The following is a 20093-nucleotide window of genomic DNA, read 5'->3' on the forward strand; positions in this document are numbered from 1 at the left end:
CCTGCCATCCCATGAGCTGCGGGCGTTTGATCAGCATAGACTCTCAGGTCGCCACATCCGTTAGCCTGGAGTTCTATACATGCATCCCCGCGTTCTTGAGGTCACCGAACGGCTTATCGCCCGCAGTCGTGCAACCCGCGAGGCTTACCTTGCGCTCATTCGTGGCGCGGCCAGCGACGGCCCGATGCGCGGCAAGCTGCAATGCGCCAACTTTGCCCACGGCGTGGCCGGCTGCGGCACTGAAGATAAAAATAGTCTGCGTATGATGAATGCCGCCAACGTGGCAATTGTTTCGTCATATAACGACATGCTCTCGGCGCACCAGCCGTACGAACATTTCCCGGAACAGATCAAGAAAGCCCTGCGCGAAGTCGGCTCGGTCGGCCAGTTCGCCGGTGGCACGCCCGCCATGTGCGACGGCGTGACCCAAGGCGAGCCTGGCATGGAGCTAAGCTTGCTCAGCCGCGAAGTCATCGCCATGTCGACGGCGGTAGCGCTGTCCCACAACATGTTCGATGCCGCGCTGATGCTGGGCATCTGCGACAAGATTGTGCCGGGGCTGATGATGGGTGCGCTGCGCTACGGCCACCTGCCGATGATCTTCGTGCCGGGCGGCCCTATGCCGTCGGGCATCTCCAACAAGCAGAAAGCCGACGTGCGCCAGCGTTATGCCGAAGGCAAGGCTACCCGTGAGGAACTGCTGGAATCGGAGATGAAGTCCTACCACAGCCCCGGCACCTGCACCTTCTACGGCACCGCCAACACCAACCAGTTGCTGATGGAAGTGATGGGCCTGCACCTGCCGGGCGCTTCGTTCGTCAACCCGTACACGCCGCTGCGTGACGCGCTGACCCGTGAGGCCGCGCACCAGGTCACGCGCCTGACCAAAGCCAGTGGCGACTTCACGCCGATTGGCGAGATCGTCGACGAGAAGTCCATCGTCAACTCCATCGTCGCCCTAAACGCTACCGGCGGTTCTACCAACCACACCCTGCACATGCCGGCTATCGCCATGTCGGCGGGCATCATCCTCACCTGGCAGGACATGGCCGACCTCTCCGAAGTGGTGCCGACCCTGTCCCACGTTTATCCAAACGGCAAGGCCGACATCAACCACTTCCAGGCAGCGGGCGGCATGTCGTTCCTGATCCGCGAACTGCTCGAAGCCGGCTTGCTCCATGAGGATGTGAACACCGTGGCGGGCAAGGGCTTGAGCCGTTACACCCAGGAACCGTTCCTGGTCGACGGCGAGCTGATCTGGCGCGACGGCCCGATCGAAAGCCTCGACGAAACCATCCTGCGCCCCGTAGCCCGTGCGTTCTCGCCGGAAGGCGGCTTGCGCGTGATGGAAGGCAACCTCGGGCGTGGTGTGATGAAGGTTTCGGCCGTGGCGCCGGAGCATCAGATAGTCGAAGCACCGGCCGTGGTGTTCCAGGATCAGCAGGATCTGGCCGATGCATTCAAGGCCGGCCAGCTGGAAAAAGACTTTGTCGCGGTGATGCGCTTCCAGGGGCCGCGCTCCAACGGTATGCCGGAACTGCACAAGATGACACCGTTCCTCGGTGTGTTGCAGGACCGTGGCTTCAAAGTTGCGTTGGTAACAGACGGGCGTATGTCTGGCGCGTCGGGTAAGATCCCCGCCGCGATTCACGTCAACCCCGAAGCCCAGAGCGGCGGGCCGCTGGCGCGGGTCAAGGATGGCGATATCATTCGCGTCGATGGCGTAAAGGGCACCCTGGAGCTTAAGGTGAACGCCGAAGAATTTGCAGCGCGCACGCCTGCCACGGGCCTGTTGGGCAACAACGTGGGGGCCGGTCGCGAGCTGTTTGCATTTATGCGCTTGGCCGCAAGCTCCGCAGAGCAGGGCGCCAGCGCCTTTACCTCTGCCTTGGAGACGCTTAAGTGAAGCTTGCGCTGGTCGGTGACATTGGTGGTACCAACGCCCGTTTTGCGTTGTGGCGGGATCAGGAACTGCATTCGATCCGCGTGCATGCCACGGCGGACCACCACAGCCCTGAGGAAGCCATCAAGGTTTACCTCAAGGAGGAAGGCCTGGAAATCGGGGACATCGGCGCGGTGTGCCTGTCAGTCGCGGGGCCGGTGAGTGGCGATGAATTTAAATTCACCAACAATCACTGGCGGCTGAGCAAAACTGCGTTTTGCAAAACCCTGCAGGTCGATGAGCTGCTGCTGGTCAATGACTTCACGGCCATGGCCCTGGGCATGACGCGGCTCAAACCCGATGAATTCCGTGTGGTGTGCCAAGGCACGCCGGAGCCGTTGCGCCCAGCCGTGGTGATCGGCCCGGGCACTGGCCTGGGTGTGGGCACCTTGCTGGATTTGGGCGAAGGCCGTTACGCGGCGTTGCCAGGGGAGGGTGGCCATGTCGACCTGCCGCTGAGCAGCCCGCGTGAAACCCAGTTGTGGCAGCACATCTACAGCGAGATTGGCCACGTCAGCGCGGAGACCGCCTTGAGCGGTGGCGGCCTGCCCCGTGTGTACCGCGCCATTTGTGCGGTCGACGGGCACACGCCGGTGCTGGACACGCCCGAAGCCATTACGGCAGCGGGCCTGGCTGGCGACGCGGTGGCCATGGAAGTGTTGAACCAGTTCAGTATCTGGCTGGGCCGTGTGGCCGGTAACAACGTGCTGACCACCGGTGGGCGTGGTGGTGTGTACATCGTGGGTGGGGTGATTCCGAGGTTTGCCGACTTCTTTATCAACAGCGGTTTTGCCAAGAGTTTCAGCGACAAGGGCTGCATGAGCGACTACTTCAAAGGCATTCCGGTGTGGTTGGTGACGGCGCCGTATTCCGGGTTGACCGGGGCCGGTGTTGCGCTTGAACAGGCTTTTGCGTAGGGGCTGATGGCCTCATCGCAGGCAAGCCAGCTCCCACAGTTGACCGGGTTCCAACCTTGGAATGCAGTCAACTGTGGGAGCTGGCTTGCCTGCGATAGGGCCTCAAGCGCAACAAATGATTTAAGCTTGGCCATAACAACAAGGAGGACCCCGTGAGCGTAATCAGTAAATCGATTCTCCTCGTCGACGACGACCAGGAAATCCGCGAATTGCTGCAGACCTACCTCAGTCGCGCCGGCTTCCAGGTACGTGGCGTACCGGATGGCGCGGGGTTCCGCCAGGCGATGAACGAGGCGCCGTGCGACCTGGTCATCCTCGATGTGATGTTGCCGGACGAAGACGGTTTCAGCCTTTGCCGCTGGATTCGCCAGCACCCGCGCCAGGCGCAGGTGCCGATCATCATGCTGACCGCCAGTTCCGACGAAGCCGACCGTGTGATCGGCCTGGAGCTGGGGGCCGACGACTACATCGGCAAACCCTTCAGCCCGCGCGAGCTGCAAGCGCGGATCAAAGCCTTGTTGCGTCGCGCCCAGTTTGGCCAGGAGCGCACGGGTGGCGGCGACGTTCTGGTGTTCGATGAGTGGCGCCTGGACATGATCAGCCATCGCCTGTTTCACGTGGACGGCGAAGAGGTAATCCTCTCCGGCGCCGACTTTGCCTTGCTCAAGTTGTTTCTTGATCACCCCCAACAGATTCTCGACCGCGACACCATTGGCAACGCCACCCGTGGCCGCGACCTGATGCCGTTGGACCGTATCGTCGACATGGCCGTCAGCCGCCTGCGCCAACGCCTGCGCGATACCGAAAAACCTCCAAGGCTGATCCGCACCGTGCGTGGCAGCGGTTATCAACTGGCAGCCAGCGTGGTTGCCGGCAATGCCCACTGAGCCGCTGACCGAGCGCCGCCGGCGTTTTCCGGTGCCGCGTTCGCTGCTTGGGCGCATGTTGCTGCTGACCTTGCTTGTGGTGCTGTTTGCCCAGGCGCTGTCCAGCGTGATCTGGGTTTCGCAACTGCGCGCCACCCAGCTCGAAGGCCTGGTGACCAGCGCGCGCAGCCTGGCGCATTCGATGACGGCCAGCGTGAGTTACTTCCGCTCGCTGCCGGTTGCCTACCGCCCGTTGGTGCTCGACCAACTGCGCAGCATGGGCGGCACGCGGTTTGTGGTGACCCTCAACGACCGCCCATTGGACATGCAGATTCTGCCGCAGACCCCGCGCAAGCAGGCGGTGCTGCAAGCCGTGGACGAGGTGCTGCGCCAGACCCTGGGCAGCGACGTGCATATCTCGGTGGAGTTCGTCAGCGCCGAGGACCTGCGTATTTTCAATGCGGGCCTCAAACTCGATGAACTGCCGCGTTCCTGGGCGCATTACGCGCTGACCCTGGAGCCGGTGAACCCGCCGGTGCTGGTCACGCAAATCCAGCTGGCACCCGGCGAATGGCTGTACATCGCCTCGCTGCTGCCCGAGCCCTACACCAGTTTGGAAGAACAAGGCCTGCCGTCGCAGCAAGTGTGGTTTATCGTGCTGACCAGCGGTTTCCTGTTGCTGTTTATCGGCCTGCTGGTGCACTGGCAAAGCCGGCCGCTCAAGCGCCTGGCCCGTGCAGCGCGGGACATGTCCCTGGGCGCCGATGTGGAACCGGTGGCCGAAGGCGGTGGCAGCGAAGTGGTGGAAGTGGGCCGTGCGTTTAACGCCATGCGCGAGCGCATCAGCCGTTACCTCACCGAGCGCAGCCAACTGTTCAGCGCGATTTCCCACGATTTGCGCACGCCGATCACGCGCCTGCGCCTGCGCGTGGAGTTGCTGGAAGACGAAAACCTGCAAGCCAAATTCGGCCGCGACCTGGATGAGCTGGAGCTGCTGGTCAAGGGCGCGTTGCAGTGCGTCAAAGACACCGACATCCACGAGAACATCGAGCCGGTCGACCTTAACCACGTGCTTGATTGCCTGGTGGAACCGTACCTGGCGCCGAACGGTAACGGCCGTATCACCCAGCACGGACGGGCGCTGACCCCTTATCCGGGCAAACCGCTGGCGCTCAAGCGCTGCATCGGCAACCTGATCGACAATGCCTTGAAGTACGGGCAGAACGCGCATTTGCATATCGAGGACGATGGCGTGGAGTTCATCCTGCATGTGGATGACGAAGGCCCGGGCGTGCCGGAGCAGCGTTTGGAACAGGTCTTCGAACCGCACTTTCGCCTGGCTGGCCAGCAGCAGGGGTATGGCTTGGGCCTGGGCATCGCGCGCAACATTGCCCACAGCCATGGTGGGGAAGTGAGTTTGCAGAATTTGCGCGAAGGCGGGTTGCGGGTGACCTTACAACTGCCGCGAACCCTGGACTAATGTGGGAGCTGGCTTGCCTGCGATGCAGGCACCCTGTTCTTTCAGTCAGACCGCGGTGATGCTATCGCAGGCAAGCCAGCTCCCACACAAGCCCGCTCCCACATTTTGATCCCGGTTGAGTCAGAAACTTTGGCGCAGCCGGGCCAAATCCCGCAGCGGCGGTGCCCCGAACAACCGGCTGTATTCCCGGCTGAACTGCGACGGGCTCTCATACCCTACCCGATACCCCGCTGCCGACGCCTCCAGCCCTTCGGCAATCATCAATCGCCGCGCTTCCTGCAACCGTAACTGCTTCTGGTATTGCAGCGGACTCATCGCCGTAATCGCCTTGAAGCGATGGTGCAAGGTCGAAACACTGAGGTTCACTTCCCTGGCCAGGTCATCAATGCGCAGCGGTTGTTCGAAGTTACCGTTCAACCATTTGATGGCCTGACTCACGCGATGGCTCTGACTGTTGGCCACGGCGATTTCATACAGTCGATAACCCTGCGGGCCACGTAACAACCGATAGAGAATCTCGCGGTTGATGAGTGGCGCGAGCATGGCGATGTCTTTCGGTGTGTCCAGCAGGCGCGCCAGGCGCAACACGGCGTCGAGCAGTTGGTTGTCGATGCGGTCAACGTACATGCCACGCGATGTCGGCCTGGAGGGCACGCCCATCGGGCCTGCCTCGGCGATCAATGCGGTGAGCTGGGCCGGGTCGATATTGATGCGCACCGACAGGTTGGGGTCTTGCGGTGTGGCGTCGATGATCCGCCCGGCGACGGGCATCGCCACCGAAAACACCAGATAATTGAGCGGGTCGTAGGCAAAGATCTCGTCGGCCAGGCGCACTTCCTTGCTGCCGCTGGCCAGAATGCACAGGGCGGGTTCGACCAGCACCGGCATGAAATCGCGCGGGGTGTTGTGGCGGTTCAGATACAGCGAGGTAATTGCCGTGCCGTAGGAGCCATCTTCCCAGGTATGACGGTGAACAATGCTGGCCAGCTCGGCGCGTTGTTTTTCCATCTCGGCATCGAGGGGCATTGGCTTGGTTTCGGGCGACGACATGGAGCGTCCTCTACTGACTGCTTTGATGGGCCCAGCTTAGCGGCGGCTTTTCAAAAGGTGTTACTTCGATTCTGCACAATCCTTGCCTGATCCTGCGATAAGGCGTGAATCAGGCAAGTGCAGGGCCTGTCATGTGCCTGAAACACTGAGTGTGCGGTTGGAATAAATCCCTGGGGCCAGACGTCTTATCTACGCTTCTCGCAGGATTGTGCAATAAGCCTGCAGGAATCGACTAACTGCGCCCATCTTCGCGCCGCTATCTTTGATCCTGTGGCAACACGCCCTCACAGTGCTTGCCGAGCATCACTTCTCAACGGGAGAGTCGAACATGTCCACCCCCATTCCCGCGAGCCATATGGCCTTTATCCGTGCCCGTACCGGGTGCAGCACCGAACTCGGTGCACGCTTGAGCAGTTTGATCGAACCGGGCCGTCAGGCTCAGGGTTGCCTGCAATTCTCGTTGCAGCATTCCCAGGTCGATCCCGATGTATGGCTGGTCTCGGGCTTCTGGAGCAGCGAGCAGGCGATGAGTGCCTACTTCAGTTCCCCTGCCTTGATGCTCTTTACTGAGCTGTTGAACGACATGGTAGTGCGCAGCATGGACTTCCAGACCTTCACCGACGCATCCGCCGCCCATGCTTACGGTGAGTACCTGCAATTGGCCGGTTAGCGGTTAGAATGGCCGACTTTTCATTGGCCAGGACCTGCAACATGGCACGTAAACAATTTGCCCATCACGAAGCCGTTTCTGCATTAGTGCGTGAAGAAGAGGGTGGCTACAGCGCCGCCGTCGCCGTCAAGGCACTCGATGGCATGGGCGCCCCGAAGTTTCACAAGATCCTGGATGGCCAGACCTTCAAGACCGCCTCCGACGCCGACGATGCAGCGACGCTGCAACTTGAATGTCTGGTTGATGTGGACGAAGACGGTCAGTTGACTTGGGCAACGGCCGCAAGCTGAAGCCGAACACTTTATATCGCTCAACAGAAATCAAATGTGGGAGCCGGGCTTGCCCGCGATAGCGGTTTGCCAGCCAACTCATCAGGTGGCTGACAAACCGCTATCGCAGGCAAGCCCGGCTCCCACAGGGTTCTGTTGTGTGTGTTGGGCAGTGAATCAGCGCGGGCGATACATCTTGAACAACGCCTCCGGTCCCAACTGGAAATAATCCGCCGGGCCACCGCCGCGCAAAATCGGCTCAGCGGCCGCCGTGTCGTAAACCCCATCCTTGAGCAGCCACTTGGCAATGTGCACGGCAACCACCTCACCGAGCACCAGCCAGCTAGGCACCAACCCCTTGTCGGCACGCTGCAGTTGAATGATCTGCGTCACCTTGCATTCAAACGACACCGGGCTTTCGCCCACCCGTGGCACCGCGACGATTTTCGAGGCCACCGGCGTCAGGCCGGATAACTCGAATTCATTCACGTCCGGTGATACGGCCGCGCAACTCTGGTTCATCTGCTCGGCCAGCGGGCGGGTGGCCAGGTTCCAGACAAATTCGCCGGTCTGTTCGATGTTGTTCAGGCTGTCTTTGCGCCCGACACTGGAAAACCCAATGATCGGCGGGATGTAGTTGAACGCGTTGAAGAAACTGTAGGGCGCCAGGTTCAGGCGGCCCTCGCCATCGTGTGACGAGATCCAGCCAATCGGCCGTGGCCCGACTATGGCATTGAACGGATCATGGGGCAGGCCGTGGCCGTTGGCGGGTTCGTAGAAATGGATATCGTCGGACATGGGCCAGGGTTCCTGCTGCGCGTTGGAGGAGGCCGTCATAGTGCAATCCAGAGCGATGAATTTCCATCGCGCGTATGGAATTTTCATTGATTGCCCACCTATTTTTCACAGCCCCGCGTTCAGTCTGCGCGCCAGGTCGGCACCCCTTTAAGTCGGCTGATTGAAAGACTGAGCTTCGGAGCCTTCTCGCACATGAACAAACTTCCTCAGATCACCCTGGCGTTCTGGGTCATGAAAATCTGCGCAACGACCCTGGGCGAAACCGCCGGGGATTTGCTCTCGATGACCCTTAACGTCGGCTACGCCATCAGCTCGATGATCCTGATCAGCGTGTTTCTCGTCACGCTGCTGACACAGCTCTGGTCGAAAACCTACAACCCGGTGCTGTACTGGATCGTGATCCTGTCCACCAGCACGGCCGGCACCACCATGTCGGACTTTATGGACCGCACGTTGGGCCTGGGCTATGCGGCAGGGTCGATGATCCTGATCGTGATCCTGATGATCATCTTTGCACTGTGGCGCTTGAGCGGCGACTCGCTGAACGTGAACAAGGTCCAGACCTTTCGCGGCGAGCTGTTTTACTGGATGGCGATTCTGTTTTCCAACACCTTGGGCACCGCGTTGGGCGACTTCCTGGCGGACGATTCGGGGTTGGGCTTTGCCGGTGGCGCCTTGCTGATCGGCTCGGCGATTGCGCTGGTGGTCGCACTCAAATACTTCACACAGATATCGTCAGTGCTGCTGTTCTGGGTGGCATTTGTGCTGACCCGCCCGTTTGGTGCGACCCTGGGCGATTTTCTGACCAAACCCTCTGAAAAGGGCGGGCTGGATTTCGGCACCGTTGGCTCATCGGCGGTGCTGGCGGCAGTGCTGGTGGTGATGATTGCCGGGGCGGCATATGCGCAGCGTCGGTATGGGCGTAGCGCAATAGCGGACGTTTCCTGAAACCAAATGTGGGAGCGGGCTTGCCAGCTCCCACATTTTTTACCGCGCTAAACCCTTAGTCGGTGGTGATACGCGAGTGTTTACGGGTGTCTTTCATGGTCACGTAAACCACCAGCGACACCGCGATACACGCGGTCACATACCAGTAGTAACCCGTCTCCATGCCGATGTTCTTGAACCACAGCGCAATCACTTCAGCCGTACCGCCGAAGATCGAAACGGTCAGCGCATACGGCAGGCCCACGCCCAGCGCACGGATCTCGGTTGGGAACAGTTCAGCTTTCACCACCGCGTTGATCGAGGTATAGCCGCTGACGATGATCAGCGCCGCCATGATCAGGAAGAACGCACCCCACCAGCTTTGGATAGTGTGCAGGGTGGTGAGGATCGGCACGGTGAACAGCGTGCCGAGGATGCCGAAGGCGATCAGGATCGGCCGGCGGCCAACCTTGTCCGACAGCCCGCCAACCAGCGGTTGCAGGCACATGAACAGGAACAGTGTGGCGGCCGAAATGGTGGTGGAGTCGGAGATGCTCATGCCCACCGTGTTCACCAGGTATTTCTGCATGTAGGTGGTGTAGGTGTAGAAGGCCAGGGTGCCGCCCATGGTCAGGCCGACCACGGTCATCACTTCCTTGGGGTGACGCATCAAGGTGCGCATTGCGCTTTCCTTGGCTTTTTCCTTTTTGGTGAACGACTCGGTTTCTTCCATGCCACGACGCAGGAACAACGCGACGACTGCGCACAGCGCGCCGATGGCGAACGGGATGCGCCAGCCCCAGGCATACAGCTGCTCGGTGGTCAGGGTTTGTTGCAACACGATCAATACGGCAAGGGCGATGAGCTGGCCGGAGATCAGGGTCACGTACTGGAAGCTGGAGAAGAAACCGCGACGCTCCTTGGTCGCCATCTCACTCAGGTAAGTGGCCGAGGTGCCGTACTCGCCACCGACCGACAGGCCCTGCAGCAAACGTGCAAACACCAGCAGGATCGGCGCGCCGATACCGATGGTGTCGTAGCCCGGCGTCAGCGCGATCAGCAGCGAGCCGAAGCACATCAGCAATACCGAGAACATCAGCGCAGCCTTGCGCCCTTTGTAGTCGGCATACAGGCCCATCAGCCAGCCACCGATCGGGCGCATGATAAAGCCCACGGCAAAGATGGCAGCGGTGTTCATCAACTGAGCGGTGGAGTCACCGGCGGGGAAGAAGGTCTTGGCGAAGTACAGCGAGAAAGCGGCGTAGACGTACCAGTCGTACCATTCGACCATATTGCCGACGGAGCCACTGAAGATCGATTTGATACGGCTGGTAGTGGTGCGCTCTTTAGCCGGCGCGGCCGCCGACCCCAGAGGCAGGGCGTTGGAGTTATCCATTGAAGGATCCTTCATCTAGTTGTTTTTATGGAGCCGCACGAACGCAGCCTGGTTTGGGCTATAGCAGGAGCTGTGCCAAACAGATGAAGGCCCGGAATAGAAGGGTTACAAGATTTTTTTGAGCGGAAAGTCGCTGATGATTATTGGGTGGTGAGCGGAAATCCGCTTATGGCTGCTGGCCTCATCGCAGGCAAGCCAGCTCCCACAGGAACGCGCATTCCAACTGTGGGAGCTGGCTTGCCTGCGATAGCGTCTTCGAAAACGCCATCGAAAATAGCTAAAGAAACATCTCCCGCACCAACCCATGCCGCTGCATCTTTTCATTCAAGGTACGGCGCGGCAGTTGCAGCTCGGCCAACACCGCCTTGATATCGCCTTTGTGCCGCGTCAACGCAGCCTTGAGGCAATGCGCTTCGAACGCTTCCTGTTGCGCCGCCAGGGATTGCCCGGCCTCGACGCCTTCCGGCTCAGGTTCACCCAGGCCCAGCACTTGGCGCTCGGCGACGTTGGCCAGCTCGCGCACATTGCCCGGCCAGTCGTGGCTGAGCAGGCGCCCCAGTTGCGCGCCGCTCAACGGCTCGACGTTGCGGCCCAGGCGCTCGGCGGCGCTTTGGGCGAAGTGGTCGAACAACAGCGGGATATCTTCGCGGCGCTCACGCAACGGCGGCAGGCGCAGTTGTGCGACGTTTAAACGGTACGCCAGGTCTTCGCGAAACCGCCCGGCGCGGGCCTCTTCGAGCAAGTCGGGCTTGGTGGCGGCAATGATGCGCAAGTCCACATGGATACTTTGGTTGGAGCCCAGCCGCTCCAGTTTTTGCTCTTGCAGCACCCGCAACAATTTGACCTGCTGGGCCAGCGGCATGCTTTCGATTTCATCCAGGAACAGCGTGCCGCCGTGGGCATATTCCAGCTTGCCGATGCGCTTGCCCTGGGCGCCGGTGAACGCGCCGCTTTCGTGGCCGAACAGCTCGGCTTCAAACAGCTGCTCGGGGATGGCCGCGCAGTTGAGCGCGACAAACGGCTTTTTTGCCCGAGGGCCAAAATCATGCAGGCAACGGGCGACCAGTTCCTTGCCGCTGCCGGTTTCGCCACGGATCAGCACATTGACCGGCAAGCTGGCCAGGTCCAGCACTTGCCGGCGCAGGGTCTGCAAACCGCGAGACACGCCGAGCAGGCTCGATTCCAGCTGCGCCCGATGGTCGGCCTGTTGATGCAGGCGACGGTTCTCCAGGATCAACCCGCGTTTATCCAAGGCGCGGCGCAGGCTGTTGAGCAGTGCGTCCGGGCTGAAGGGTTTTTCCAGAAAGTCGTAGGCACCGTCGCGCATGGCTTCCACGGCCATCGGTACATCGCCATGGCCGGTGAGCAAGATCACCGGTAAGTCGGCGTCACGCCGCTGCACTTCGGCCAGCAGCTCCAGGCCGCTGAGGCCGGGCATGCGCACGTCGCTCAAAATGACGCCAGGAAAGTCTTTGGGCAGCTGTGCCAGGCATTCTTCGGCGCGACTGAACAACTGCACTTCGAATCCCGACAGGCTCAACCACTGCTCGACGGCGGTGCGAATACTCGCCTCGTCATCCACCACAATCACTGCGTTCAACATAGGTCGGGTGTCTCCAGCGCGATGGGCAAGGTCAGGGTAAATACCGCGCCGTCGCCACGGTTACCGGCGAGCAGGCGCCCACCCAGTTCATGCACGATGGCATAGGACACGGCCAACCCCAAGCCAAGGCCGTCGCCCACGGGTTTGGTGGTGAAAAATGGATCGAACACGCTGTTCAAATGGGCTTCGGCAATCCCGCCGCCGCTGTCGCTGACGCTCAGTTGCCACAGCTGTTGGTCGGCGTGCAGGCGGATTTCCAGGCGTTTGCGCGGTTTGTCGGCCATGGCGTCCAGCGCATTGCGTAGCAGGTTGATCAGCACTTGCTCCAGGCGGATCGCGTCACCGCGCACCCAGGCGGGGCGGCTCAGGTCCAGCACCACACCAATGCTTTCATCGCGCAGGCGGGCGTCGAGCAGGTGCAAGGATTGGTCGACCACCGTGGCCAAATCCAGCCGTTCGCGCAGGCCGCTGGGGCTCTTGCGGGCGAAGGTCTTAAGGTGGCTGGTGAGCGCCGCCATGCGCGTGAGCATGTCGTCCAGCGGGGTGAGCGCCTTATAGGCATCGTCCACGCGGCCGTGATCGAGCAGCAGGCGCAAGGTCGCCAATTGCATGCGCTGGGTGGTCAGCGGCTGATTGATCTCATGGGCGAGGGCAGCGGACATTTGCCCCAAGGCCGCCAGCTTGGCCGACTGCACCAGGCCATCCTGCGCAGTGCGCAACGCCTGGGTGCGTTCTTCGACAAGCTGTTCAAGCTCCTCGCGGCTGCGTTGGCGCAAACGGGCCAGGCGCCAGCGTTGGTTCAGGAACAGCAGCAGGAACACCAGCGCCAGCCATGAACCGGCGGCGGCAAGGCCAGCGTTGCGTTGGTCTTCAAAGGCGAATTGCGGTTTGCGCAGCAAGTGCAAGGTCCAGCCTTCGGCTTTCAGCGGCAGGGATTCCCAGATGTAATTGGCGTTGCCGTCGGGGCCGTTGACACGCATCAGATGGCTGTTTTCGTCAAAACGCTGCAATGTTTGGGTGTCCAGCGGCTGCAGCTGTTTCTTGTCGTATTGGCGAGTTGCCTTGAGTTCGGCAAGGTCGCTCGCCGACAACGGACGCAAGTTGCGGAAACGCCAGCCCGGCTGATTGGCGATAAACACGATGCCACGCGCATCGCTGACCAGCAGCAGGTCATTACCTTGGGCCCATTCGCGCTCAAGTTCGGGGAACTCCAGCTTCACCACCATGGCGCCGAGGAACTGTTCGTGCTCATCGACCACGGCGCTGGAGAGGAAATAACCCGGAATGCCGGTGGTCACCCCCACCGCATAAAAACGCCCGGTTCCCTGGCTCAAGGTCTGGCTGAAATACGGGCGAAACGCGTAGTTGTGCCCGACATAACTGCTGGGCAGGTTCCAGTTGCTGGCGGCCACGGCCAGACCGTTACGGTCCATCAATTCCAGAGTGGAAGACTGCGCGGCACCGTTGATGCGTTCCAGCTTGCGGTTGAGCAAGTCCTGGGTGGCGGTGTCCAGCGGGGCTTTAAGGGCGCTGATCATTTCCGAATCCAGCGCCAGTACGGCGGGCAGGGCACGGTAACGTTCAATCAGGGTATGCAGTGAGTTGGCATAGAGCGCCAGTTGTTGATTGGCGCGAGCGGCGTCATCCACCAAGGCCTGGCGTTCGGCATGGCGGGTGGCCAAGGCGGCGGCCAGCACGGCGCCGGCGATGATCAACAGCGAGTAGAAAGTCAGTCGCAGGGGGCGAGGGATCACGATCATACGGTGATGAACAGGCGCGGTAAGGGGCAAGCACCATAGCATGAGCCGCCGCAAACTTGTGGCACGTGGAATTTCTGTGGGAGCAGGCAAGCCAGCTCCCACATGACCGAGTTCGCCATAAAAAAGGCGACTGGGCCGTGGGGCCGCAGTCGCCTTTTTCCTTGCGGGGAAGTGCTTACTGCACTTCGACCGCCAGGCTTTCACTGATCTTCTTCTGCCAGATGGCAGGACCGGTGATGTGTACGGATTCGCCCTTGCTGTCCACCGCAACGGTGACCGGCATGTCTTTGACGTCGAACTCGTAGATCGCTTCCATGCCCAGTTCGGCAAATGCGACAACGCGCGACTTCTTGATGGCTTGCGCCACCAGGTAAGCAGCGCCGCCCACGGCCATCAGGTATACGGCCTTGTGGTCCTTGATCGCTTCGATCGCAGTCGGGCCGCGCTCGGATTTGCCGATCATACCCAACAGGCCGGTTTGCTCGAGGATCTGACGGGTGAACTTGTCCATCCGCGTGGCCGTGGTCGGGCCAGCCGGGCCAACCACTTCTTCGCGCACCGGATCAACCGGGCCGACGTAGTAGATGAAGCGACCCTTGAGGTCCACCGGCAGGGTTTCGCCCTTGTTGAGCATCTCGACCATACGCTTGTGAGCTGCGTCGCGGCCGGTGAGCATCTTGCCGTTGAGCAACACGGTTTCGCCCGGCTTCCAGCTTTGTACTTCTTCCGGGGTCAGGGTGTCGAGGTTGACGCGGCGGGCCGACGGGCCGGCTTCCCAGACGATTTCCGGGTAGGCGTCCAGCGGTGGTGCCTCCAGCGACGCCGGGCCTGAACCATCGAGCACAAAGTGTGCATGACGGGTGGCGGCGCAGTTGGGGATCATGCACACCGGCAGCGAGGCTGCGTGGGTCGGGTAGTCCATGATTTTCACGTCGAGCACGGTGGTCAGGCCACCCAGGCCCTGGGCGCCGATGCCCAGTTGGTTGACCTTCTCGAACAGCTCCAGGCGCATCTCTTCGATACGGTTCTGCGGGCCGCGCTTTTTCAGCTCGTGAATGTCGATGGACTCCATCAACACTTCCTTGGCCATTACCGCAGCTTTCTCGGCGGTGCCGCCGATGCCGATGCCGAGCATGCCCGGTGGGCACCAGCCGGCGCCCATGGTCGGAACGGTCTTGAGCACCCAGTCGACGATCGAGTCGGACGGGTTGAGCATGGCCATTTTCGACTTGTTCTCGGAACCGCCGCCCTTGGCTGCCACGTCCACTTCCACGGTGTTACCCGGGACGATGGAGTAGTGGATTACGGCCGGAGTGTTGTCCTTGGTGTTTTTACGCGCACCGGCCGGGTCGGCCAGGATGGAAGCACGCAGGACGTTTTCCGGCAGGTTGTAGGCGCGACGCACGCCTTCGTTGATCATGTCGTCCAGGCCCATGGTGGCGCCGTCCCAACGCACGTCCATGCCCACGCGCACGAACACGGTAACAATACCGGTGTCCTGGCAGATTGGGCGATGGCCGGTGGCGCACATGCGCGAGTTGATCAGGATCTGGGCGATGGAGTCACGGGCTGCCGGCGATTCTTCACGCAGGTAGGCTTCGTGCATGGCCTGGATGAAGTCAACGGGGTGGTAGTAGGAAATGAATTGCAGGGCGTCGGCAACGCTCTGAATCAGGTCGTCTTGCTTGATCACGGTCATGAGTCGCGCTCCTCTATAAGGGAACATTCAATAAAGGTGGCTTCAGTGTTGCATCGGTCGGCTGAAACCACCTTTCCAAGGCACGCCACAGTGGTGCAAGGCGCGACGCTAAAAAGGCGCGGCAGTATAACCCGACGCGGTGGCCGATACACCCGACTATGGTCAAACTGTCGCAGGCATGATTCCCTGTGCCGGTCCCTTCTGATTGAGCCTTTATATGCCTGAACTGCACGTCGGCGAACGCCACTGGTCGGTAGCCACCGGCAGCAACCTGCTGGATGCCTTGAATCTGGCGGGTGTGGCTGTGCCCTACAGTTGCCGGGCGGGCAGTTGCCATGCGTGCCTGGTGCGTTGCCGGGGTGAGGTCGATGATAAGCAACCCGATGCCCTGAGCCCGGCGCAGCGCCAGGACGGTTGGCGTTTGGCTTGCCAGTGTGAAGTTGTCGCAGATTTACAGGTTGAAGCATTTGACCCACTGCACGATGGTTTGCCCGCGCAAGTGGTGGGCGTCGACTGGTTGAGCCCCGAGGTACTGCGCCTGCGCCTGCAACCCGAACGTGGCTTGCGTTATCGGGCCGGGCAACATCTGGTGCTGTGGGCAGGTCAGGTAGCGCGCCCGTATTCGTTGGCCAGCTTGCCGCAGGAAGACCCGTTTTTGGAGTTTCACCTCGATTGCCGCCTGCCCGGCGAATTCAGCGATATTGCTCGGCAATTACAGGTGGGCGACAGCCTGCGCCTCGGCGAATTACGTGGCGGGGCACTGCAATACGATCCTGACTGGCAATCGCGGCCGCTGTGGCTGCTGGCATCCGGCACGGGGCTTGGGCCGTTATGGGGCGTGCTGCGCGAGGCACTGCGCCAGGATCACCAAGGCGCCATCCGCCTGATTCACCTGGCCCATGATGCCGATGGGCATTATCTGGCCGAACCCTTGGCGCAATTGGCCGCGCTGTACGCGAACCTGACTGTGGAGCTGTGGACGGCGGCTGAGTCGGCCCAGGCATTGGCGCAACTGCGGCTTGTTTCGCGGCAAACTCTGGCCTTACTCTGCGGGCACCCCGCCAATGTCGAAGCGTTTTCCAAACGCCTGTTCCTGGCGGGGTTGCCGCGCAATCAACTGCTGGCTGATATGTTCCTGCCGCGTGGTTGAGCGCTGACTTTTCCAGCCGCGAGATTCGCCATGACCGACGCCATCCTGCTGCAACGCGAAGGCGGGCTGCTGACCCTGCAGCTCAATCGCCCCGACAAGAAAAACGCCCTGACCCGCGCCATGTACACCCAACTGGCCGAGGCGTTGGAGCAGGCTGATGCGGACTCAGGTATCCGTGCGGTGCTGATCCAGGGCAGCAATGAGTGTTTTACCGCCGGCAACGACATCGCCGACTTCCTCGAACAGCCGCCCAGTGATCTGGACAGCCCGCCGTTTCACTTCATGAAAAGCCTGCTCAACTGCCGCAAGCCGGTGATCGCGGCGGTGGCGGGTGCGGCGGTCGGCATCGGTACGACCCTGTTGCTGCATTGCGATCTCGTCTATATCAGTCGCGATGCGCGCTTGCGCATGCCTTTCGTCAACCTGGGGCTGTGCCCGGAGTTTGGCTCCAGCCTGATCCTGCCTCGGCTGCTGGGGCATGCGAAAGCGGCTGAACTGTTGCTGTTGGGCGAAGGCTTTACTGGCGAGCAGGCGGCGGCGTGGGGCATTGCTACTGAGGCGATGGGTAGCGGTGAAGCGGCGCTGGTCAAGGCGCGGGAAGTTGCGCAGCGCTTTGAAACCCTGGCGCCGGGAGCGGTGCAGGTCAGCAAACAGTTGATGAAAAGTGTCGACCGTGAACAGTTGCGGCAGGTGATTGAGGTCGAGGGGGCGTTGTTTGTGCAGCGTTTGAAGTCACCGGAGGCGATTGCGGCGTTGTCGGGGTTTATTGCCCGGCGTTGATGACGCCATCGCAGGCAAGCCAGCTCCCACATTGGAATGCGGTCAACTGTGGGAGCTGGCTTGCCTGCGATGAGGCCCTTTAATTCAACAGATCTCCAGGCCTTTAAATACAAAAAACCCCGCCATTCACATGGCGGGGCTTTTGTTTTTCAGCGTGTCACTCAGAACTGCGGGTCGCCCACGTGCAGGATCTTCATGCCATTGGTGCCACCGGTGGTGTGGTAGCTGTCGCCCTTGGTCAGGATGACCCAGTCACCTTTCTCTACGACGCCACGCTTGACCAGTTCGTCGATTGCCTTCTGGCTCACTTCGTTAGGGGCCAACGAAGCTGGATCGAACGGAATGGTGTACACGCCACGGAACAATGCCGCACGGGCCTGGGCTTCGCGGTGTGGGGTGAACGCGTAGATCGGTACCGACGAACGGATACGCGACATGATCAGCGGGGTGTAGCCACTTTCGGTCAGGGCAATGATCGCCTTGACGCCCGGGAAGTGGTTGGCGGTGTACATGGCCGCCAGGGCGATGCTCTGGTCGCAGCTTTCGAACACTTTGCCGATGCGGTGGCTGGAGGTCTTGCTGGTCGGGTGCTTTTCGGCACCGACGCAGATACGCGCCATGGCCTGTACGGCTTCCAGCGGGTAAGGGCCGGCAGCACTTTCAGCCGAGAGCATCACGGCGTCGGTGTAGTCGAGCACGGCGTTGGCCACGTCGGACACTTCGGCACGGGTTGGCATCGGGTTCTGGATCATCGACTCCATCATCTGGGTCGCTACGATCACGGCCTTGTTGTGACGGCGTGCGTGCAGGATGATCTTCTTCTGGATACCGATCAGCTCGGCGTCACCGATTTCCACGCCCAGGTCGCCACGGGCAACCATCACAGCGTCGGATGCATTGATCAGGGCATCGAGGGTTTCGTCATCGGCCACGGCTTCGGCACGTTCGATCTTCGCCACCAGCCAGGCAGTACCGCCGGCTTCGTCGCGCAGCTTACGGGCATATTCCATGTCGGCAGCGTCGCGTGGGAAGGACACGGCGAGGTAGTCCACTTCCATTTCGGCGGCGAGCTTGATGTCGGCCTTGTCTTTCTCAGTCAGGGCCGGCGCCGTCAGGCCACCGCCGCGACGGTTGATGCCTTTGTGATCGGACAACGGGCCACCGATGATCACGGTGCAGTTCAGCTCCGTCGAGGTGGCCGTGTCGACGCGCATCACCACGCGGCCGTCGTCCAGCAGCAGTTCGTCGCCGACGCCACAGTCCTTGACCAGATCCGGGTAGTCGATACCGACGACTTCCTGGTTGCCTTCGGTCAGCGAATGGCTGGTGGAGAAGGTGAACTTGTCACCGATCTTCAGCTCAATGCGCTTGTTGGCGAATTTGGCGATACGAATTTTCGGGCCTTGCAGGTCACCCAGCAGTGCCACAAAGCGGCCGTGCTTGGCGGCCAGGTCACGCACCAGCTTGGCGCGAGCCTTGTGCTCGTCCGGGGTGCCGTGGGAGAAGTTCAGACGGGCAACGTCCAAACCAGCCAGAATCAGCTGTTCGAGGACTTCCGGCGAGTTACTGGCCGGGCCAAGGGTGGCGACGATTTTGGTACGACGGACGGACATGCACAGACTCCTGAGTTCAAGCGCTGGGGAAGGCTACTATGCTCTTTGGTTGTAGTCATTGTTCGTTTGCACTACTTATCGAAGATTCGCTTGTTTTCGCTCCAATTGAATAGATGAACATCCTTGAAGATTTTCGACGCGGGGTCGATACACTGCTCAAGACAGGAGAACCCCCATGCGAATTTTGCTCATTGCTGCCCTGGCCGTCAGTGTTGTCGGCTGTACCCGCTGGTCGATGGACCATCATTTGAACAACGCTTACCGCGCCTATGGGGTGGGTGACTGCGAGCGTGTCACCCTGGAGTTGTCCCAGGTAGACCGCGAGAGCCGTACCCGTCGGTATGTGCAACCGGAAGTTTCGATGCTGCGCGGGCAATGCCTGGAGCGCCAGAAGCTGTTCGTCGATGCGGTGCAAACCTACCAGTTCATCATCAATCAGTACCCGTCCAGCGAGTACGCCTATCGTGCCCGTGCTCGGCTCGACACCCTGCAGCAACTGGGCCATTACTCCGGCGCGAGTGTCGCGCAGCCACGGCCCGCATCACTTTGATGATATTTGTCATTCCATAGCTGGCCCGTCGCCAGTCTTAAGCTATTCTTTGAATGTCTGTTTGTACAAGTTTATGTTCAATCGGATGGATTGCTTGGGATTGGCAGTTGTAAGGCGATCAAGCGCACGCTGGATTCGCACCAATTTCCAGGGAGAGCGAACATTCAGTGTTCGTTCCGAATAACTGGCGCGGCCACTGATCTGGCCAATGGATGGCGATTTCATCATGTTTACCGACCGAAGGATTGAGCGGCATCAGCTGTCTGGTTTCTTGAAAGTGTTCAACCGGCTGACGGATAAGCCTATTGGCTACTTGGGGAACGTGTCCGAAGATGGGCTGATGTTGATCAGCCAATTACCCATGATGGTTGACGTGGCGTTTGAACTGCGTTTGAAAATCCCTCTGGCAGACGGTGATTTCCAGGCAATTGACCTCACAGCGATGTGCTTGTGGAGCCACGAAGATGTTAACCCGCAGCACTATGACTCAGGGTTTCGCGTGGTCGAAGCGCCTGAGGCATACGGGCACTTGATAAGTGCCTTGTATCATTACTTCACCTTTGATCCTCTGCAGGCTTCCGCCTAGGCGTTGCGCGCTGTCGACCCGGCTCGGACGTGGTTAG

The 20093-nt window shown here is 60.7% G+C and carries 18 protein-coding genes; 11 read left to right on the forward strand and 7 right to left on the reverse strand.

All coding sequences use genetic code 11. The features are described 5' to 3' along the window. Positions 1–79: 79 nt before the first annotated feature. The 4 genes from edd to AOA62_RS18400 all read left to right on the forward strand — a co-directional run bounded on the left by edd (position 80) and on the right by AOA62_RS18400 (position 5205). Positions 80–1906 (forward strand): phosphogluconate dehydratase, encoded by a 1827-nt coding sequence (edd, locus tag AOA62_RS18385; RefSeq protein ID WP_017139768.1) that lies wholly within the window; start codon positions 80–82, stop codon positions 1904–1906. Continuing rightward, positions 1903–2859 (forward strand): glucokinase, encoded by a 957-nt coding sequence (locus AOA62_RS18390; protein WP_099549373.1) that lies wholly within the window; start codon positions 1903–1905, stop codon positions 2857–2859. The genes edd and AOA62_RS18390 overlap by 4 nt, the downstream gene beginning before the upstream one ends. A gap of 152 nt (positions 2860–3011) precedes the next feature. Continuing rightward, positions 3012–3746, forward strand: a complete 735-nt coding sequence (locus AOA62_RS18395; protein ID WP_017139770.1) for a response regulator — start codon at positions 3012–3014, stop codon at positions 3744–3746. Continuing rightward, positions 3736–5205: an ATP-binding protein gene (locus AOA62_RS18400; RefSeq protein WP_017139771.1), complete on the forward strand. Its 1470-nt coding sequence runs from the start codon at positions 3736–3738 to the stop codon at positions 5203–5205. Before AOA62_RS18395 ends, AOA62_RS18400 begins: the two co-directional genes overlap by 11 nt. 120 nt (positions 5206–5325) lie before the next feature. Here AOA62_RS18400 and AOA62_RS18405 read toward each other — a convergent pair whose 3' ends face one another. Then, a complete protein-coding gene (locus AOA62_RS18405) occupies positions 5326–6255 on the reverse strand; it encodes an AraC family transcriptional regulator (protein WP_099549374.1) in 930 nt (309 codons plus the stop codon). Between the two features lie 328 nt (positions 6256–6583). Here AOA62_RS18405 and AOA62_RS18410 point away from each other — a divergent pair, with 328 nt between their 5' ends. Further along, positions 6584–6925, forward strand: a complete 342-nt coding sequence (locus AOA62_RS18410) for an antibiotic biosynthesis monooxygenase family protein (RefSeq protein WP_017139773.1) — start codon at positions 6584–6586, stop codon at positions 6923–6925. A gap of 41 nt (positions 6926–6966) precedes the next feature. Next, positions 6967–7215 (forward strand): hypothetical protein, encoded by a 249-nt coding sequence (locus AOA62_RS18415; RefSeq protein WP_099549375.1) that lies wholly within the window; start codon positions 6967–6969, stop codon positions 7213–7215. A gap of 156 nt (positions 7216–7371) precedes the next feature. Here the strand turns inward: AOA62_RS18415 and AOA62_RS18420 are convergent, their stop codons facing one another. Next, positions 7372–7992 carry a flavin reductase family protein gene (locus tag AOA62_RS18420; protein ID WP_099549418.1) on the reverse strand — a complete coding sequence of 207 codons (621 nt, stop codon included), beginning with the start codon at positions 7990–7992 and terminating at the stop codon, positions 7372–7374. A gap of 192 nt (positions 7993–8184) precedes the next feature. On the opposite strand from AOA62_RS18420, the gene AOA62_RS18425 reads away from it, so the two are divergent. Then, positions 8185–8940 (forward strand): hypothetical protein, encoded by a 756-nt coding sequence (locus AOA62_RS18425; protein ID WP_099549376.1) that lies wholly within the window; start codon positions 8185–8187, stop codon positions 8938–8940. Between the two features lie 55 nt (positions 8941–8995). On the opposite strand, the gene AOA62_RS18430 is transcribed toward AOA62_RS18425, so the two are convergent. The 4 genes from AOA62_RS18430 to AOA62_RS18445 form a co-directional block, all read right to left on the reverse strand. Continuing rightward, positions 8996–10315, reverse strand: coding sequence for an MFS transporter (locus tag AOA62_RS18430; RefSeq protein WP_017139777.1), 1320 nt, complete (start codon positions 10313–10315; stop codon positions 8996–8998). A 277-nt stretch (positions 10316–10592) separates the two neighbouring features. Next, a complete protein-coding gene (locus AOA62_RS18435; RefSeq protein ID WP_099549377.1) occupies positions 10593–11918 on the reverse strand; it encodes a sigma-54 dependent transcriptional regulator in 1326 nt (441 codons plus the stop codon). Next, positions 11912–13678 (reverse strand): ATP-binding protein, encoded by a 1767-nt coding sequence (locus AOA62_RS18440; protein ID WP_017139779.1) that lies wholly within the window; start codon positions 13676–13678, stop codon positions 11912–11914. Before AOA62_RS18440 ends, AOA62_RS18435 begins: the two co-directional genes overlap by 7 nt. Positions 13679–13853: 175 nt before the next feature. After that, positions 13854–15377: a fumarate hydratase gene (locus tag AOA62_RS18445; RefSeq protein ID WP_010208051.1), complete on the reverse strand. Its 1524-nt coding sequence runs from the start codon at positions 15375–15377 to the stop codon at positions 13854–13856. Between the two features lie 217 nt (positions 15378–15594). On the opposite strand from AOA62_RS18445, the gene AOA62_RS18450 reads away from it, so the two are divergent. After that, entirely contained in the window at positions 15595–16527 is a 933-nt protein-coding gene (locus AOA62_RS18450; protein ID WP_099549378.1) for an iron-sulfur-binding ferredoxin reductase, read from the forward strand. A 30-nt stretch (positions 16528–16557) separates the two neighbouring features. After that, the gene (locus AOA62_RS18455) at positions 16558–17307 is read left to right on the forward strand and encodes an enoyl-CoA hydratase-related protein (protein WP_099549379.1); all 750 of its coding nucleotides are present in this window, start codon (positions 16558–16560) and stop codon (positions 17305–17307) included. A 161-nt stretch (positions 17308–17468) separates the two neighbouring features. Here AOA62_RS18455 and pyk read toward each other — a convergent pair whose 3' ends face one another. Beyond that, complete coding sequence (gene pyk, locus AOA62_RS18460; RefSeq protein WP_017139781.1) at positions 17469–18920, reverse strand: pyruvate kinase; 1452 nt, start codon at positions 18918–18920, stop codon at positions 17469–17471. 175 nt (positions 18921–19095) lie between these two features. Between pyk and AOA62_RS18465 the strand changes: the two genes are divergently transcribed. Together AOA62_RS18465 and AOA62_RS18470 are read left to right on the forward strand one after the other, a co-directional pair. After that, the gene (locus tag AOA62_RS18465) at positions 19096–19470 is read left to right on the forward strand and encodes a tol-pal system YbgF family protein (protein ID WP_017139782.1); all 375 of its coding nucleotides are present in this window, start codon (positions 19096–19098) and stop codon (positions 19468–19470) included. A 226-nt stretch (positions 19471–19696) separates the two neighbouring features. Then, positions 19697–20056: a PilZ domain-containing protein gene (locus tag AOA62_RS18470; protein WP_026013902.1), complete on the forward strand. Its 360-nt coding sequence runs from the start codon at positions 19697–19699 to the stop codon at positions 20054–20056. Positions 20057–20093: the final 37 nt, after the last annotated feature.

This window comes from Pseudomonas sp. 2995-3, assembly GCF_002742565.1.
Lineage (GTDB): Bacteria > Pseudomonadota > Gammaproteobacteria > Pseudomonadales > Pseudomonadaceae > Aquipseudomonas > Aquipseudomonas edaphica.